At 65.3% G+C, this 15,949-nt stretch carries 14 protein-coding genes and 1 pseudogene; 10 read left to right on the forward strand and 5 right to left on the reverse strand.

The genetic code is table 11. From position 1 onward, the window contains the following. Window positions 1–67: 67 nt before the first annotated feature. Window positions 68–814, forward strand: a complete 747-nt coding sequence (locus tag X803_RS0106890) for a helix-turn-helix transcriptional regulator (protein ID WP_084033497.1) — start codon at window positions 68–70, stop codon at window positions 812–814. A gap of 123 nt (window positions 815–937) precedes the next feature. On the opposite strand, the gene X803_RS0106895 is transcribed toward X803_RS0106890, so the two are convergent. Further along, window positions 938–1,516, reverse strand: a complete 579-nt coding sequence (locus X803_RS0106895; protein WP_026544576.1) for a helix-turn-helix domain-containing protein — start codon at window positions 1,514–1,516, stop codon at window positions 938–940. A 66-nt stretch (window positions 1,517–1,582) separates the two neighbouring features. Here X803_RS0106895 and X803_RS18345 point away from each other — a divergent pair, with 66 nt between their 5' ends. Continuing rightward, window positions 1,583–2,602 (forward strand): NAD(P)/FAD-dependent oxidoreductase, encoded by a 1,020-nt coding sequence (locus tag X803_RS18345; protein WP_051470545.1) that lies wholly within the window; start codon window positions 1,583–1,585, stop codon window positions 2,600–2,602. Further along, on the forward strand, window positions 2,602–3,261 hold the full coding sequence (locus tag X803_RS0106905; protein WP_026544577.1) for a class I SAM-dependent methyltransferase: 660 nt from the start codon (window positions 2,602–2,604) through the stop codon (window positions 3,259–3,261). Before X803_RS18345 ends, X803_RS0106905 begins: the two co-directional genes overlap by 1 nt. A gap of 137 nt (window positions 3,262–3,398) precedes the next feature. Here X803_RS0106905 and X803_RS0106910 read toward each other — a convergent pair whose 3' ends face one another. Then, complete coding sequence (locus tag X803_RS0106910) at window positions 3,399–3,833, reverse strand: SRPBCC family protein (protein ID WP_026544578.1); 435 nt, start codon at window positions 3,831–3,833, stop codon at window positions 3,399–3,401. A 58-nt stretch (window positions 3,834–3,891) separates the two neighbouring features. After that, window positions 3,892–5,113 (reverse strand): annotated as a pseudogene (locus X803_RS18350) (FAD/NAD(P)-binding oxidoreductase). 145 nt (window positions 5,114–5,258) lie between these two features. Between X803_RS18350 and X803_RS0106920 the strand changes: the two are divergent. The 3 genes from X803_RS0106920 to X803_RS0106930 are packed head-to-tail and all read left to right on the forward strand — an operon-like array spanning window position 5,259 to window position 8,538. Then, window positions 5,259–6,302: an NAD(P)-dependent alcohol dehydrogenase gene (locus X803_RS0106920; protein ID WP_026544579.1), complete on the forward strand. Its 1,044-nt coding sequence runs from the start codon at window positions 5,259–5,261 to the stop codon at window positions 6,300–6,302. Window positions 6,303–6,343: 41 nt separating this feature from the next. Further along, window positions 6,344–6,958 carry a hypothetical protein gene (locus X803_RS18355; RefSeq protein ID WP_035778176.1) on the forward strand — a complete coding sequence of 205 codons (615 nt, stop codon included), beginning with the start codon at window positions 6,344–6,346 and terminating at the stop codon, window positions 6,956–6,958. Next, complete coding sequence (locus X803_RS0106930; RefSeq protein WP_026544580.1) at window positions 6,955–8,538, forward strand: GMC family oxidoreductase; 1,584 nt, start codon at window positions 6,955–6,957, stop codon at window positions 8,536–8,538. The genes X803_RS18355 and X803_RS0106930 overlap by 4 nt, the downstream gene beginning before the upstream one ends. 92 nt (window positions 8,539–8,630) lie before the next feature. On the opposite strand, the gene X803_RS0106935 is transcribed toward X803_RS0106930, so the two are convergent. Together X803_RS0106935 and X803_RS0106940 are read right to left on the reverse strand one after the other, a co-directional pair. Continuing rightward, complete coding sequence (locus X803_RS0106935; protein WP_026544581.1) at window positions 8,631–9,425, reverse strand: IclR family transcriptional regulator; 795 nt, start codon at window positions 9,423–9,425, stop codon at window positions 8,631–8,633. A 116-nt stretch (window positions 9,426–9,541) separates the two neighbouring features. Next, a complete protein-coding gene (locus X803_RS0106940; RefSeq protein ID WP_026544582.1) occupies window positions 9,542–9,862 on the reverse strand; it encodes a putative quinol monooxygenase in 321 nt (106 codons plus the stop codon). A 170-nt stretch (window positions 9,863–10,032) separates the two neighbouring features. On the opposite strand from X803_RS0106940, the gene X803_RS0106945 reads away from it, so the two are divergent. The 4 genes from X803_RS0106945 to X803_RS22165 all read left to right on the forward strand — a co-directional run. Further along, on the forward strand, window positions 10,033–11,187 hold the full coding sequence (locus X803_RS0106945) for a glycerol dehydrogenase (protein WP_026544583.1): 1,155 nt from the start codon (window positions 10,033–10,035) through the stop codon (window positions 11,185–11,187). Between the two features lie 32 nt (window positions 11,188–11,219). Beyond that, on the forward strand, window positions 11,220–14,027 hold the full coding sequence (locus X803_RS0106950) for an FAD-binding and (Fe-S)-binding domain-containing protein (RefSeq protein WP_026544584.1): 2,808 nt from the start codon (window positions 11,220–11,222) through the stop codon (window positions 14,025–14,027). Between the two features lie 106 nt (window positions 14,028–14,133). Then, window positions 14,134–15,216 carry a 2-keto-3-deoxygluconate permease gene (locus tag X803_RS18360; protein ID WP_084033499.1) on the forward strand — a complete coding sequence of 361 codons (1,083 nt, stop codon included), beginning with the start codon at window positions 14,134–14,136 and terminating at the stop codon, window positions 15,214–15,216. Beyond that, window positions 15,216–15,949: four-carbon acid sugar kinase family protein (locus tag X803_RS22165; RefSeq protein WP_162149200.1), on the forward strand; the 734-nt coding region annotated here is incomplete at its 3' end. The genes X803_RS18360 and X803_RS22165, both read left to right, overlap by 1 nt.

The raw sequence follows: 15,949 nt of genomic DNA on the forward strand, positions 1-15,949 counted from the left end.
AATCTTGACTTTAGAAGCGCACACTGAAGAAGTCAATGGTGTGCAGGACGGGAGATAGGCTCGGCATATGTCCGACGTTGAAGGCGATTCGGCCCGGTCCGCCGGCACCGGTCCCGGCAGCTCAGGCGCACCACCCCACCTCAGCGCGAACCTCACCGTGCGGCTGGAGTCGGTGGCGGCGCTGGGTGATCCCGTGCGCCGCGACGTGTACCAGGCGCTCCAGCGCAGCGGGGACGCGCTGACCCGGAACCAGCTGGCGGAACTCACGGGCATTGCGGCCAGCACGCTGCTGTTCCATCTGGAGAAGCTCGTGGACGCGGGCCTCCTCACCGTGGAGTTCCGCAAGCTTGGCGAACGCAGTGGTCCGGGATCCGGCCGCCCGGCGAAGCTGTACCGGCTCGCACAGGCGGAAGTGGCGGCGTCTATCCCTGACCGGCGCTATGACCTTGCTGCGGAGTTGATGGCGGCCGCGATTGATACGTCCATCCGGGACAACACCGCCATCGAGCAGGCGCTGACCCAAACCGCCTACGACGCCGGACACCGCCTGGGAGTGGAAGCCGGCAGCATGGAGGGGGTACTCGACGGGACCGGGTACGAACCTTATCCGGATGGAGAGGGCGGCTTCCTGCTGCACAACTGCCCGTTCCACCGCCTGTCTCGCAGCCATGCCGAGGTGGTGTGCGGGCTGAACGGAGCCCTGCTGACCGGTGCACTCGAGGGCAGCGGCGATGCGGAGCATGCGGTGACTCCTGATCCCGACGGGCCCTACTGCTGCGCCCGCATTACCCGGCTGGCGCAGCCTTCCATCTAGCGGGGCGTCAAGCTTCCGCCTGGCGACTCACCCGGCCCGCGGATTGGCGGGGCGTCAGCCTCCCTGCCTCGCGGGGCGTCAGCCCGCCGCCTGCTGGGCATCAGGTTGTCCGCCTGATGGGCGTCAGGTTGTCCGGGCCCGAAGGTGCATCCGTTCACCCTGGCGCCCGAACAGGCTGAGGAACTCCACAGCGGCACGGTCCGCTTTCCCGAACCAGTGCGGTACGCGCGTGTCGAACTCCACCACCTCACCGGCGGGCAGCACCAGGTCGAGGTCACCCAGCACCATTCGCAGGTTCCCATTCAGCACGTACAGCCACTCGTACCCCTCGTGGACCTTGAGGTCCGGTTCCTCGAGCGGCATGTCCGCGTGCAGCACGTGCTTGTAGGCCTGAATGCCGCCGGGACGGCGGGTAAGCGGCACCACGGTTCCCCGCCCCATGTCGATGGGGCGGAGATGCACGCGGGGATCACCCGTCGTCGGAGCTCCCACGAGTTCATCCAGTGGCACCTGATGCGCCTTGGCGAGCGGCAGGAGCAGCTCGAGGTTCGGTTTCCGCTGCCCGGATTCCAGGCGGGACAGCGTGCTCACCGAAATTCCCGTCGCCTCGGACAGCGACTGCAGCGTCACGTCCCGCTTCACCCTCAGCGCCTTCAGACGGGGTCCCACGCTCGCGAGTGCTTCGCCGATTTCATGTGTCATGCTGTCCATTTTGCCAGATCAGCAAACTTTGTTGCCGACGTTGAGTCTGGCTTCCATGCTGGGACGATGAAACCTGAATCTTCCTCTTTCGACGTCGTCGTCATCGGCGGCGGAGCTGCCGGCCTCAGCGCTGCGCTCATGCTGGGGCGTACCCGCCGTAGTGTCGCCGTGATCGATGCGGGCGCTCCCCGCAACGCCCCAGCCGCAGGCGTGCACGGCTTCCTCACCCGCGAGGGCATGGACCCGCCGGAGTTGGCGGCCGCCGGACGCCTGGACGTCCAGTCCTACGGCGGGGTCATCATTCCCGGCACCGCCGTCAATGCTGTTCCTGCCGGTGAACCGCGGTACCGCTTCCGCACCACGCTCGCTGACGGTACAGCGCTCCGCTCGCGCCGACTCCTGCTGGCCACCGGGCTCACGGACGTACTGCCGGACATCCCCGGCCTTCGCGAGCGGTGGGGCAAGGAGGTGCTGCACTGCCCGTTCTGCCACGGCTGGGAGGTCCGCGACCGGCACATCGGCATCCTCGGCACCAGCGCCATGTCGGTGCATCAGGCCCTGCTCTTCCGCCAGTGGAGCACCCGCATCACGCTCTTCCTGAACAACACGGTCAACCCGGGCCACGATGAGCGCGAGCAGCTGGCCGCCCGGGGTGTCACCGTCCTGGAGGGGGCGGTAACGCGGGTACTGACCCGCAACGACGACGACGGGAGACTGAGCGGCGTGCAGCTCACCGGCGGCGGGGTGGTTCCGGTGGATGCCCTCGCCGTTGCGCCCCGCTTCGTCGCCAACACCGGGATCTTCGCGGGCCTGGGGCTTGAACCGGTCCAGCATCCGATGGGAGTCGGTGAGCACCTTGCCGTGGATGAGATGGGCGCCACCGCGGTGGACGGGGTCTGGGCTGCCGGCAATGTCGCGAACCTGATGCTGCAGGTCCTGCCGTCTGCGGCTTCCGGGTCGACCGCCGCCGTGGCGATCAACAACCACCTGATGGCCGAGGAACTTCAGGAAGACCTCGCGGTATATCGCCGTTCCTCTTCCCACGCCTCCGGCCCGGAGAGCAGGATAGGAGCGGAGGTTTCCTGATGCACACCCAGCACCAACACCACGGGCACGAACCACGCGCCTTTGACGAGGCCTTCTGGAACGCCCGCTACGGCGGGAAGCGGATCTGGAGCGGGCGGTCGAACCCGCAACTGGTCGCGGAGATCGATGGTCTGCCGCCCGGCAGGGCGCTTGACGTCGGCTGCGGCGAAGGCGCCGACGCGCTCTGGCTTGCCGCGCGCGGCTGGGAGGTCACCGGCGTCGACATTTCCTCGGTGGCCCTCGAACGGGCCGCTGAGCACGAGCGCGAGCATCGGCCAGGCAATGAAGGCGTTCACCCGGTCCGGTGGGAACATCACGACCTCACGGTGTGGGAGCCGCCGTCGGGGTTCTACGACCTGGTAAGCGCCCAGTACATGCACCTGCCCACGACGCAACGGGAGCCGTTGTTCCGGAACCTGGCACGCGCCGTCGCGCCGGGCGGGACGCTGCTGATTGTCGGGCACCACCCGTCGGACCTGCACGGCCCGGCACCACGGCCGGACCTGCCGGACCTGTACTTCACGGCGGAGGACATTGCGGCGTTGCTCGACGACGGTTGGGAGCATGGTGTGATCGAGGCGCGTTCGCGGGAGGCCAGCGGACCCGACGGCGCGACCCTACCCGTGGCCGATACCGTGTACCGCGGGCGCCGTCTCTGAGACACAGGGGCAGCTGCACCTTTCCCGAAAAGTGGCTGCACTGCACTCGTTGCATGCAATGAGTGCAGTGCAGTCACTTTTTTAAAGCACCACCGCTCCCCCTCGACATGAAAGATGCGGCAAGCCAGTGTCCCTGCTCAGGAGACCACCAGCGCCTCCATGTCGTCGAAGAACGCCTGGTAGCCTGCGGCGGTCTGTTCCCGCTGGTCCTCGGTGAACTCCGGGGCGTCCTGCACGAGGGTCATCTGCGTGCCTCCCTCGACCTCCGCGAACGTAACGCTGATCGGTGCTCCGGGCTCTGTGCCGGGCTGGTCGGTGATGGTGAGGCCCAGCCGTTCGGGCGGGGTGACCTCGGTGTACCGGCCTTCCCAGTTGATGGTGTTGCCATCGGGCAGTTCCATCACGGCCTGCCAGCTGCCGCCGGGGCGGACGTCCAGGACAAGCGAATCGCGCGGTACGGTTACCTGCGAACTCCCGAACCAGACGGCGAAATCCGCCGGATCGGTCCACGCCGCGAAGACGCGTTCCCTCGGCGCGGCAAAGGTGCGGGTGACGGTGATCTGGTTGGACATGCTGGTCCTCTCTGGCTCTGGGGCTCTGTGAGTTGGTACTCAGAAGTGGGAGGTAAGCCTACGCCCGGCCCTTCAGGATGGCGTACCAGTACAGCCGGATGAACCCGTACCGCTCCACCAGCCAGGTGAGGCGCTTCTCCTTCGCCAGGCCCTTCCAACCGGGGACGGAGGGCTTGGGCGTGAGGGTGTCATCGACACTCGGCAAGCACCACTGTAGAACGGCTGACAGTGAAGGGACAGGCCCCGTAACCGTTGTACTTCCGGCTCGGCCCGCCGCCCTTGAGGACCGCTTTGATGTTCTTCGCCAGAACCTTGGTCTGCTGACGCAGAGCCGCACCGGACTTCGAGTTCGGTGTACCTGCGGCGTCACCGAGTGACCATACGGTCTGGTGGGTGATGTGTCGGAGAGTCTTCTTATCCACGGCGACGAAACCGTCGTCGTCGGCCAGTCCGGTGGCACTGATCCAGTCCGGAGCGGACTGCGGCGGTGCGGCGTGGAGGACGTCATACCGGAGTTGTTCTTCCGTGCCGTGCGCGTTGTTGCGGAGAGTGGCCGTGCGGTTGTCGGCGTCGACGGCGGTGAGCTCGGTGCTGCAGCGCAGCTCGATCCCATACTCGGCGATTTTCCGGTTCAGTTCCTGGTCAACGACGTCGACGCCGTAGACGGTCTGTGTAGGCACGGCGAGGATCACCCGGATGTTGTCGAGGACGCCCTGCGAGCGCCAGTAGTCGCACGCGAGGTACATCGGTTTCTGCGCTGCTCCGCCGCAGGTGATGGGCCCGTCCGGCATGGTGAAGATCGCCGTTCCGGAACGCAGGTTGCTTAGCAGCCGCCATGCTTTGACCGCGAGGTCGAGGCTGTAGTTCGTCGCGCCGTAGGGGGAATCATAGGCATCCTGCAGGCCGGGGATGCCGTCCCAGTTCTTCTGGATCCCGGGACACACCACGAGGTGTTCATACGTGAGGCTGCGGCCCGAGGCGAGGGCGACGGTCTTCGCGGCCGGGTCAATGGCCGTTGCCGAATCCCGGTGCCAGGTGACGCCTTTGGGCATCACGGATTCCTGCGCACGGACCGCAGACTCCGCCTTGGCGGTACCCCCGGCGATGTGGGAGAAGAACGGCTGGTACTGGTGCTGCTCCGATGGGTCAACGACGGCGATTCCCGTCACCCGGTAACGCTTCAAACGCGCCGCGAGAGAGATTCCCGCGTTTCCGCCGCCGATAATGAGGACCTGCGAGTGGGAGCTTCCCTGCCGCGGGTTGTCGTTGCTGCTGTGCATCAGGCACTCCTGTGTCCAACCGTTGCCGAACAGACCGAATGCCTCGACCCTACCGGCTTTCTCACCACGCGATAACGCTTCTTTGAATGCTCCGTGACCCGCCTCACACTCGAAGTCAGCACCGCTTCACTGTCGAGGGAGGACCATGAGAGCTGTCCGCGTGCACCAGTATCGGGAAGATCCACATCTCGATGACGTCGACGAGCCCACGGTCGTCGGCCCCTGGGACGTGATCGTGGAGGTCGGTGCCGCGGGGCTGTGCCGGACAGACCTCCACGTCATTGAAGGCCAGTGGGATCACATTCAGCACCCATCGCTTCCTTACATCCTCGGGCACGAGAACGCCGGCTGGGTACGGGAGGTCGGTAGCGCCGTCAGTAACGTCAGCGCCGGCGATACCGTGATCATGCACCCGCTGGTCACGTGCGGGCTGTGTCTGGCCTGCCGTGAAGGCCAGGACTCCCACTGCGGGAATGCGACCTTTCCAGGCCTCAACGTCGACGGCGGTATGGCGGAATTCATGCGGACCAACGCCCGCTCAGTGGTCAAGCTCGATTCCTCGCTCCAGCCGGCCGACATCGCCGCCCTTGCCGACGCCGGCCTCACCGCCTACCACGCGGTACGCAAGGCGGTGCAGCAGCTGCCTCCCGGATCCCATGCCGTGGTCATCGGCAGCGGCGGCCTCGGCCACATTGGAATCCAGTCCCTGAAGGCCCTCACTGCGGCGACCGTTACCGTCGTCGACCGCTCACCCGATGCGCTCGAACTGGCCGTCTCGCTGGGCGCGGACCATACCGTCAATGCCTCCTCCGACGGCAACGGCGACGCCGGCCGGCTGCTCGACATCACGGACGGCGGCGCACACGTGGTGTTTGACTTCGTCGGCGAGCACGGCACGGAATCGCTCGGCGTCACAGCGCTGCGCAACCGCGGCAGCTACTACAGCATCGGGTACGGCGGAGCGGTGAACATCGACACGATCGAGATCATCTCGCGGGAGATCAACGTCGTCGGAAATCTGGTGGGCACCTACACCGACCTCGTTGAGCTGATGACACTCACAGCCCAGGGCAAGGTGACGCTCCACACCCGGAAATACGACCTCGAGGATGCGGTCCAGGCCATGCACGACCTCGACAGCGGCGCCCTCGTGGGCCGCGGCATCCTCGTCCCCCATCTCAACAAGTAACTGCCACCAAGTACCGCATCTGAACCCGAAGGGTGATTCCCATGGCGTATCCCGCAAAGTATTCGGCGCTCAATGAGCTGCAGCTATCGGAGGAGGCACGGCGAACGCTCACGCGCATCATCCGCGTGGCCTTTCCGCATCCTGCGGTTCCCGACGGGCCGTACGAACGCATGACCGAGAAAATCGTGTCGGAGGCGCAGGCGTCCACGTGGTTCCGGGTGGCGCTGACCCAAGGCCTGCTCACCCTTGACTCGCTCACAGAGGAGCATTTCCTGGACCTTCCGGACGACCGCGCGCTCGCCGTGCTCAAGCGCATCAGCGACCTGGACTTCTTCGGTTTCATCCGGCGCACCACCGTCCTGAATTTCTACGACGATCCGGAAGTCTGGGACGTCCTCGGTTACGAGGGCGAGTCCTTCTCCAGGGGCGGCTACATCAACCGCGGTTTCAACGACCTCGACTGGCTGCCTGAGCCGCGGATCGAGGAGAGCGACGAGGACCTGACGGAGATCGGCCCGTTGCCGTACGACATTGCCCAGCAGGCGCCTGACAGGGCTGAGCCGGCAGGCCAGACCGGGGGCGTGCCCTCCGACGAGCAGTTTTCGGACCTCTTCAAGGGTTCCGACACAGTCAACGAAGGGAACACAGCATCATGACCACCGCCGAATCCGCCCGTTTCGACCAGGACGACGCCGACGTCGTCGTCATCATCGGTTCCGGCGCCGGTGGCGGCACGCTCGCCCACGAACTCACTGAAAAGGGTGTGAAGGTGGTTCTCCTGGAGGCGGGCGGCCACCTGACCAACGAGGATTACCACAACAACGAGTGGGAGGCCTTCAACCAGATGGCCTGGCTGGATCCGCGCACCACGTCAGGTTCGTGGCGGATTGCCCGCGATTTCCCGAACCTGCCCGCGTGGCTCGTGAAGGCGGTCGGCGGGACCACCACGCACTGGTCCGGCGCCACCCCTCGCTTCAAGGCCCACGAGTTCAAGACCCGCACCGCCTACGGGCGGATCGACGGCGCCAACCTGCTGGACTGGCCGATCACGCTTGACGACCTCGCGCCGTATTACGACAGGGCAGAACTGAAGATCGGCAGCACGCATCGCCATGGGAGGCCGGCGCTGCCCGCGAACAACAACTACAAGGTGCTCGCCGCCGGCGCCGAGCGCATCGGCTACCGCCACTATGCCACCGGACCGTACGGCACCAACGCGGAACCCTATGACGGCCGGCCCGCATCAATCCAGGACGGCTTCAACTTCCAGGGTGACAAGAACAAGTCCAAGTGGTCCATCCTGGTCTCCGAGATTCCCAAGGCGCTCAGGACCGGGAAACTCGACCTCCGGCCCAACAGCCACGCCGTTCAGATCACGCATACCGCTGAGGGGCTCGTGGACAGCGTTCTCTACGTAGACGGTGATGGAAACCTGCAGCGCCAGCGCGCCCGGATTGTCGCGGTGGCCGGCAACGCGATTGAGACGCCGCGCCTGCTGATGCTTTCGGGTTCGCCGATGTTCCCGGACGGTCTCGCGAACTCCTCGGGACAGCTGGGCCGCAACTACATGCGCCACACCACCGGCTCCGTCTATGCGAAGTTCGACAAGCCGGTACACATGTACCGGGGAGAGACCATGGCCGGCCTCGTCGCAGATGAGTCCCGGCACGACGTCGACCGGGGCTTCGCCGGCGGCTACTACCTGGAGACCATCGCCCTCGGTCCAGCGTTCCTCGCCAGCTTTGTGGATCCGGGAGCCTGGGGTCCGGGCTTCGCGTCGCTCCTCGATGACTACGAGAACACGGCCGGGCTCTGGATCGTGGGTGAGGACATGCCACAGGAGACCAACCGGGTGACGCTGAACACCGCGGTCACCGACAGGCTGGGGCTGCCGGTGCCGAACGTACACTTCGACGACCACGAGAACGACACCGCGATGCGCAACCATGGGTACCAGCAGGCATCACTGCTGTACGAGGCGGTGGGTGCCCTGTCCTCGCACCACACGCCGCCCTACCCAGCGACCCACAACATGGGCACCGCGCGGATGAGTGCCCGGCCGGAAGACGGTGTGGTCAATGGGTTCGGCCAGACCCACGATGTGAAGAACCTGTTCGTCTCGGACGGCTCCCAGTTCACCACCGGAGCCGCCGCCAATCCGACGCTGACGATTGTGGCGCTGGCGATCCGCCAGGCCGACTACATGGCACAGCAGATGGCCTCGGCCGCCATCTGACGTCCGGCCCCCTGAACCCTGGCGGTGCGCTCCCCCGACCCCCCACTTGGGGAGCGTGCCGCCAGTTTCCGGCTGTCAGCGTTGGGAGCCCCTCACTGCCCGTGCGGTAACACTGACGTTGCACGCAGCGCCCGGCTGACCCGGTCAGCTGTGTCCCGCAGCAGAACCGCGAGCTTCGCCGAGCGGGCATCGAACTCGCCGGCATCCATGGACACCGCTACCGAACCGACAATCTGCCCCGCCGCATTGCGCACGGGCGCCGCGATGCATGACGCCCCCTCGATGAACTCCTCACGTTCGACGGCGATGCCCCCTTCACGGACGCGCTCAAGTTCGGAATCGAGGTCGTCAAGGGTGCCGATAGTCTGGGACGTCATGGCAGGCAGGCCCTGCCGGCGCAGGAGCGTGGCACGCTCTGCCGGTTCCATACCGGCCAGAAGAATCTTCCCGAAGGCCGTCGCGTGGGCAGCGTCATTGAAGCCAAACCCCATCGGCGTAATGCGAGGCCGCCTGGGCGAGTCGACAACATGCGCGACGACGATGTGGTCGCCCCGGTGGACGGCGTAGTACGCCGCAGCGTCACCGCGCGCGTGAAGTTCGAGGATGAGCCGCGCAACCGCCGATGGGGTACCGATCTGCCGCCGGAGAGAGGTGTCCAGCGCGTGCAGTTTATACCCAAGCGCGTATCGGCTTTCCTTCTTGAGATGGACGAGGTGCTCGGATCCGACCAGCAGCTTGAGAAGGCGGTACACGGTCGGCAACGGCATATCCAGTTTCGCTGCGATCTCCTTGGCGGTCAGCCCGCGCCGATCCGAGGCAACAACGTCAAGCAGGGCAAACGCCTTCTGGACCGAAGCCATGCCTCCGAGTGCGTCGTTGCGTCCCATAAGGCTATCTTGTCCGGTGTCACCGGCTTATGCCACTTGGAACACAGCTGGATGACGCGTCGAAGCGTGAGCCCCGAGCTTTGTCGGTGCTCACGCCTGCGCGTTGTGCACGCTCTTTAGTTGACGCTGAGTTCGCCCATCCGGTTCCAGCCGTTTGCCGAAATCTTCTCGCTGATGATGTGCGGAGTTTCCACCAGGGCCTGCGGCATATCCTTCATCGCCTGCTGGAAGTGGTCGCTGTTGACGTGGTCGCCCGCGGCGTCGTCCTGGAAGGCTTCCACCAGCAAAAACTCGTTCGGATTGTCCACGCTGCGCGACCAGTCGAACCACAGATTGCCTGGCTCGGCGCGGGTGGCTTCAGTGAAGTCCCGGGTGAGGTCGAGCCAACGGTCGCTCCAGTCCGGCTTAACGTTGAATTTAACTACGATGAAAATCATGCTGCTGCCTCTCGCTCGGGTGCGGTGTTCGATGTGTGTCCCAGTCTGCTGCCGAGTGCGGCAGCGCGAAAGTCCGCTTTTCACAGGGTGAGAATGCCGTGCACGCTCCTCCCCTGACCGGACCTAATCTGGGCACGTGTGCAACACGCTTGCAATCAAAGGAGATTCAAATGACCGAGACCACACCGATCCGCACAGTAATCAGCCCCGCCCGATACGTGCAGGGCAAGAATGCCATCACCCGGCTGGGCGAATTCCTTGCACCGCTTGGCAACTCGCCGCTGCTGGTTGCTGATGACCTTGTCTGGGGTTTCGTAGGGCACGACGTCGAAGCTTCCCTCAGCGGGGCAGGCCTGCCGGTGATTCGGGAAGACTTCGGTGGTATTCCAAGTGCCCGCGAGGTGGACCGGCTGACCGGACTCATCACGCAGCACAGCGCTGATGTCGTTGTGGCCGTCGGCGGCGGCTCCACGATCGATGCAGTGAAGGCGGCCGGTTACGCCGCCGGCATCCGCTGGGTAAGCGTCCCGACGGTTGCGTCCACCGACGCACCGACCTCGGCGCTCGCCGTGATTTACACGGATGAGGGCGTATTCGAGGAGTACCGATTCTTTCCGAAGAACCCTGATCTGGTCCTTGTGGACACCCAGCTGGTGGCAAATGCACCGGCGTCATTCCTCGCCGCCGGCGTGGGTGATGCGCTGGCGACGTGGCTCGAGGCCCGCTCCACGCGCCAGTCGAACGCCACTACCATGGCCGGCGGCCTGGCCACCCTCACCGGTACCGCGCTCGCGCAGCTCTCCTGGGACGTACTGTGGGAAAACGCACTGCCCGCCATGGACGCCGTCCGGGACAACGTGGTGACTCCGGCCCTGGAAAAGGTCGTGGAAGCCAACACCCTGCTCTCCGGCCTGGGCTTCGAGTCTGGCGGGCTCGCCGCCGCACACGCCATCCACAACGGCCTGACCGCCGCCGACCAGACGCACGGGCTGGCGCACGGCCAGAAGGTCAATATCGGTTCGCTGACGCAGCTGGTGCTCGAGGGCGCTCCCACCGCTGACATTATTGACTTCATCGAATTCACCACTCGCGTCGGGCTGCCCACCACTCTCACCGAGGTAGGGCTGACCACAGACGACACCGACGACCTCCGCCGCATCGCCGAGACTGCGACGGTGGGAGGCGAGACGATCCACAACATGCCGTTTGAGGTGTCAGTCGGTGATCTGACAAGTGCTCTCGTATCCATTGAGCGGTTGTCCCGCCGAGTACGATCCAACGCTGGGCTGCCCGAGCCGGAACTGTACCAACCCCGGCACCACTAGCCCGTCGTCTATCTTCCCGGAGGGGAGAACCTATGCTGACCGATTTCCGCGCCGCCGTCGCCCATCCGTCGCAGGTCAGCGACCGGGCTATCGACCGGCACGCCAAGGCACACGACGCCTCGCACTTCCTGCTGATTCCAGAGGCGGTGGCAACGCCGTCGGACGCCGTGGAGGTCGGCCGGCTGCTCCGCGCCAGCGCCGCCGCGGGGATGCCACTGACCCTGCGATCCGGCGGGACCAGCCTCAGCGGTCAGGCAATCAGTGACGGCCTGCTGGTTGATGTGCGGCGTAATTTTCGGAACATCGAAGTGCTCGACGACGGCGCACGGGTGCGCGTGCAGCCCGGCGTCACGGTGCGGATGCTCAACACCCGCCTACTGCGTTACGGACGTAAATTCGGGCCGGACCCGGCAAGCGAATCCGCGTGCACCATCGGCGGCGTCATTGCCAACAATTCCTCCGGGATGCACTGCGGCATAGTGGACAACGCCTACCGGACCCTGGAATCCCTGACGGTTGTCCTGAGCAGCGGGACCGTCATCAACACCGCGGCGCCGGATGCCGACAAACACCTTCACGCGGCGGAGCCCGACCTTCACGAAGGGCTTCGGCGGCTGGCCGCGCGCGTCCGGTCCGACGCCGTATCAGCCGCGACGGTGCGGCGGCAGTTCGCCATGAAGAACACCATGGGCTACGGCCTGAACTCGCTTCTCGATTTCGAGCGTCCTGTGGATATCCTGGCGCATCTGATGGTCGGCAGTGAGGGAACGCTCGGTTTCGTGGCGGATGCGGTGTTCCGCACCGTACCTATCAGGGCGCATACGGCGACGGCACTGCTGGTCTTCCCTGATCTGGCGACCGCCAATTCCGCGTTGCCGGCGCTCGTGGAATCAGGCGCGGCGACAGCGGAATTAATGGACGCGCTGTCCCTTCGGGTCGGCCAGTCAATTTTTGGCACTCCCCCGGCGGTACGCGGCCTGTCCGTCGAGGATCACGCGGCACTGCTCGTCGAATACTCGGCCGATTCTCCTGAACAGCTCAGCGATGCGGTTGCCGGGGGCGCGGATGGCCTGAAGCCCTTCGGACTGACGATGCCGGCCAAGTTCAGCACCGACCCTGTTACACGGGCGGAACTGTGGCATCTGCGCAAGGGACTGTACGCGTCTGTCGCCGGTGCCCGTCCGCCGGGCACGACCGCACTGCTCGAGGACATAGTGGTTCCAGTGCCTTCCCTTGCCCGTACGTGCGGCAAGCTGTCCGAACTGTTCGACCGCTATGGGTACCGCAACAGCGTGATTTTTGGGCACGCCAAGGACGGCAACATCCATTTCATGCTGACCGACGGGTTTGCATCCGCCACCGAACTGGACCGTTACCACGCCTTCACCGAGGACATGGTTGACCTGGTGCTGACCGAAGGCGGGTCCCTCAAGGCAGAACACGGCACGGGCCGCGTCATGGCCCCATACGTCCGTCGCCAGTACGGCGACGCACTGTACGGGGTCATGCAGGAAATCAAGTCGCTGTTCGACCCTTCCGGAATGCTCAATCCCGGCGTCATCATCAATGATGATCCGCAGGCACATTTGCGCCATATCAAGACGGCGCCCGCCGTGGCCGAGGAGGTGGACCGCTGTGTCTCGTGCGGCTACTGCGAACCGGTGTGCCCCAGCAAGGACATCACCCTCACGCCGCGGCAGCGCATCGTGACCCTGCGGGCCATCGAGCAGGCCCGCATCGATGGGGATACGGCGCTGGTGGCAGCGCTGGAGAAGGACTACGACTACGAGTCGGTCCAGACGTGCGCGGTCGACGGAATGTGCCAGACCGCATGCCCGGTGGACATCAATACGGGCACCCTGGTCAAACGGCTTCGCGGGGAGGGCGCCAATCAGGTAGCCGCAAAGATGTGGGAGACCGCGGCCGGGCACTGGGGACCGGCAAGCCGCGGTGCGGCGGCGGCGCTCACGGTGGCGGGCAGGATCCCGACGCCAGTCATCCGTATTCCGAACGTGGCCGTCCGCGCTGTGCTTGGCACAGATAATGTGCCCCTCTACTCACCGGACCTGCCCATCGGTGGGCACTCCCGGCGTCGTCCGCGTCCGGAAACTGCGCCGGACGCGGTGTATTTCCCGGCGTGTGTGGGAACAATGTTCGGACCGGCTGAGCCCGGCGATGACGGCGTGCAGGCCAGCTTTGAACAGCTCTGCCGGTTTGCCGGGATCACTCTCCTGGTTCCGGCCGCCATCGACGGGTTGTGCTGTGGAACCCCGTGGTCGTCGAAGGGCATGGTTTCCGGTGCCCGCGCCATGCGCCGGCACGTCCTTGAGGAACTGCGGGAAGCCACCAACGACGGCGAGCTGCCCGTGATCGTCGACGCCGCCTCCTGTACGGAGGGGCTTCTGGCCACGTTGGAGAATGAGACGACGGCAGGAGGGCACCCGGCCCTGCGGATCATCGACGCTGTGGAATTTACCGCCGATCGCATCCTGCCGCTGCTCGGTCCCTACCGGAAGCTGGATTCGCTGGCGCTTCATCCGACGTGCTCATCTACACGTCTGGGTTTGAATGCACCCCTGCAGCAGGTGGCTTCCGCGGTGGCGGAAACGGTTCAGGTACCGGTGGCCTGGGGTTGCTGTGCCTTCGCCGGGGACCGCGGAATGCTCCACCCCGAGCTCACTGCCTCGGCGACAAGCGCACAGGCCGCAGAGATCCGCGCGTTTGGGGCAAGTGCACATGCCTCCTGCAACCGCACCTGCGAACTCGGGATGACGAGGGCTACCGAACGGAGCTACCACCACATCCTCGAGTTGCTGGCCGGGCAGGCGGGGAAGGGGTAGACCGAAGGGTCAGACGGTGAGTTGCGTCACCGGCATATCCGGATCTAATGTAGGTACACCTTGTACGTACAACTCGTACTACCGCTACCCAACAGAGAGATTCGCCATGGCTGCCGAATCGCGCATCACCTCCCGCGTACCGTTGTTCGACGCAATGAACCGTATTCCCGGCGGGCTCATGCTCATACCGCTCCTCCTCGGATCGATTGTCGGTACGTTTTTTCCCGGCTTCCTCGAGATGGGAAGCTTCACAACCGCCCTGTTCAAGGACGCGGCGCTTCCGTTGATCGCCATCCTGATTTTCGCAACCGGTATGCAGATCACTGCAAAAACGTCAGGACCGGTTCTGGCGACGACCGGCGTCGTCCTTCTTTTCAAGACCATCATTCCTGCGGCGCTCGTCGCGGCGCTGGGCCTGGTCGTCGGCGTCGAGGGCATCCTCGGCATTTCCATCCTCGCGCTGCTCGCTTCTTTCGACAACAGCAATGGAGGCCTGTGGCTCGCCTTCACCGGACGCTACGGCGACAGCCGGGACCGCGGGGCCTACATGGCCTCGGCTATCAATGACGGCCCATTCTTTACCCTTCTCTTCCTCGGTGTCTCCGGGCTCGGCAACATTCCATTCCTTGCACTCCTTGCCGCAGTCATTCCGCTGGCGCTGGGCTTCATTGTCGGCAATCTGGACCGCCGCTGGACCGAGGTCATGCGGCCCGTTCCGAACATCGTGATTCCGTTCTTCGCCTTTGCACTCGGTACGGGCATCAACCTGGGCAATGTCATTACAGGCGGCCTCGGAGGCATCTTCGTAGGCATTGCCGCCACGCTCATCACCGGCGCGCTTGTCTATTTCGGTTACCGGTTCATCCTGCGCCGCGGCCGCAAGTCGGGCATCGGTATCGCTTCCGCCACCACCGCCGGCAATTCGATCGCCACCCCGGCCGTTGTTGCGGCAGCGGATCCCACCTTCGCCCCGTTCGTCGAGGTTGCCACCGCACAGGTCGCCTCGGCCGTACTCGTTACGGCAATCTTTGCGCCGCTTCTGGCCAGTTACGTGCTGAAGCGTCAGGGCGGCCTGACGAGCGAAGACGACGTTGAAACTGTGGCGGCCGGTGCCCGTACCTCCGGCCCGGGCTCAGCCGAACTCCCCGACGACGGGGACGGCTACCGGCATCCGGAAACCAAACTCTGATGCAGCCCCAACCGGCCCTCGGGATCGTCGCTGACGATCTCACCGGCGCTAACGACACACTGGTCCAGTTTGCTGAGGCGGGCTTCAACGCCCGTCTCAGCCTGGCCGCGGGCGCCCGTCTCAGCCTGGCCGCGGGCGAAACAAGTACCGTCGCGACAGCACCGCCCAGCGCGACGGCGTACATCACCGACTCGCGCGCTCTCGACGCCGCGGCTGCGCGTTCGCGCACCGGTGAAGCAGTGAAGAACCTTTCCCGTGCAGGCATCAACCGGCTGTACGTGAAGATCGACTCCACCATGCGGGGCAGTATTGCAGGGCAAATGGCTGGAGCGCTCGATGCCTGGGGGGAGACGCATTCTGACCCGTTCGCCGTGGTGTGCCCTGCCTATCCGGCTATGGGGCGAGTTGTCGACGGCGGTCAGCTGCTCGTGCACGGAAGGCCTGTTGAGTCCTCTCCGGCGGGCACCGACCCGGTCACTCCTGTTCATACCAGCACAATGACCCGACTGCTTCCGGGTGCAACCTCAGTACCCCGCCTCTCGGAGATTCCCCCGGAAAAACGTGCGCAGACACTCATCTCTGCGGCGAGGGAAACCGCCGTCGTCGTGGTCGATGCCGTGACGCAGTCCGACCTCGACGTTATCGCAACGATCCTGCAGGAGATCGGTCCGCGCGCCGTGCCGGTAGGTTCGGCGGGACTGGCCGGCGCGCTTGCCGCTCTGTCCGCTGTGCA

Source organism: Arthrobacter sp. 35/47 (assembly GCF_000520475.1).
Lineage (GTDB): Bacteria > Actinomycetota > Actinomycetes > Actinomycetales > Micrococcaceae > Arthrobacter_D > Arthrobacter_D subterraneus.

Excerpts from the sequence above, each read along its gene's own strand:
- X803_RS0106895 (WP_026544576.1), bottom strand. The coding sequence starts at position 1,516 with ATGACACATGAAATCGGCGAAGCACTCGCGAGCGTGGGACCCCGTCTG.
- X803_RS0106910 (WP_026544578.1), bottom strand. The coding sequence starts at position 3,833 with ATGTCCAACCAGATCACCGTCACCCGCACCTTTGCCGCGCCGAGGGAA.
- X803_RS0106920 (WP_026544579.1), top strand. The coding sequence starts at position 5,259 with ATGAGAGCTGTCCGCGTGCACCAGTATCGGGAAGATCCACATCTCGAT.
- X803_RS0106940 (WP_026544582.1), bottom strand. The coding sequence starts at position 9,862 with ATGATTTTCATCGTAGTTAAATTCAACGTTAAGCCGGACTGGAGCGAC.
- X803_RS0106945 (WP_026544583.1), top strand. The coding sequence starts at position 10,033 with ATGACCGAGACCACACCGATCCGCACAGTAATCAGCCCCGCCCGATAC.
- X803_RS0106905 (WP_026544577.1), top strand. The coding sequence starts at position 2,602 with ATGCACACCCAGCACCAACACCACGGGCACGAACCACGCGCCTTTGAC.
- X803_RS18355 (WP_035778176.1), top strand. The coding sequence starts at position 6,344 with ATGGCGTATCCCGCAAAGTATTCGGCGCTCAATGAGCTGCAGCTATCG.
- X803_RS0106950 (WP_026544584.1), top strand. The coding sequence starts at position 11,220 with ATGCTGACCGATTTCCGCGCCGCCGTCGCCCATCCGTCGCAGGTCAGC.
- X803_RS18360 (WP_084033499.1), top strand. The coding sequence starts at position 14,134 with ATGGCTGCCGAATCGCGCATCACCTCCCGCGTACCGTTGTTCGACGCA.
- X803_RS0106890 (WP_084033497.1), top strand. The coding sequence starts at position 68 with ATGTCCGACGTTGAAGGCGATTCGGCCCGGTCCGCCGGCACCGGTCCC.
- X803_RS0106930 (WP_026544580.1), top strand. The coding sequence starts at position 6,955 with ATGACCACCGCCGAATCCGCCCGTTTCGACCAGGACGACGCCGACGTC.
- X803_RS18345 (WP_051470545.1), top strand. The coding sequence starts at position 1,583 with ATGAAACCTGAATCTTCCTCTTTCGACGTCGTCGTCATCGGCGGCGGA.
- X803_RS0106935 (WP_026544581.1), bottom strand. The coding sequence starts at position 9,425 with ATGGGACGCAACGACGCACTCGGAGGCATGGCTTCGGTCCAGAAGGCG.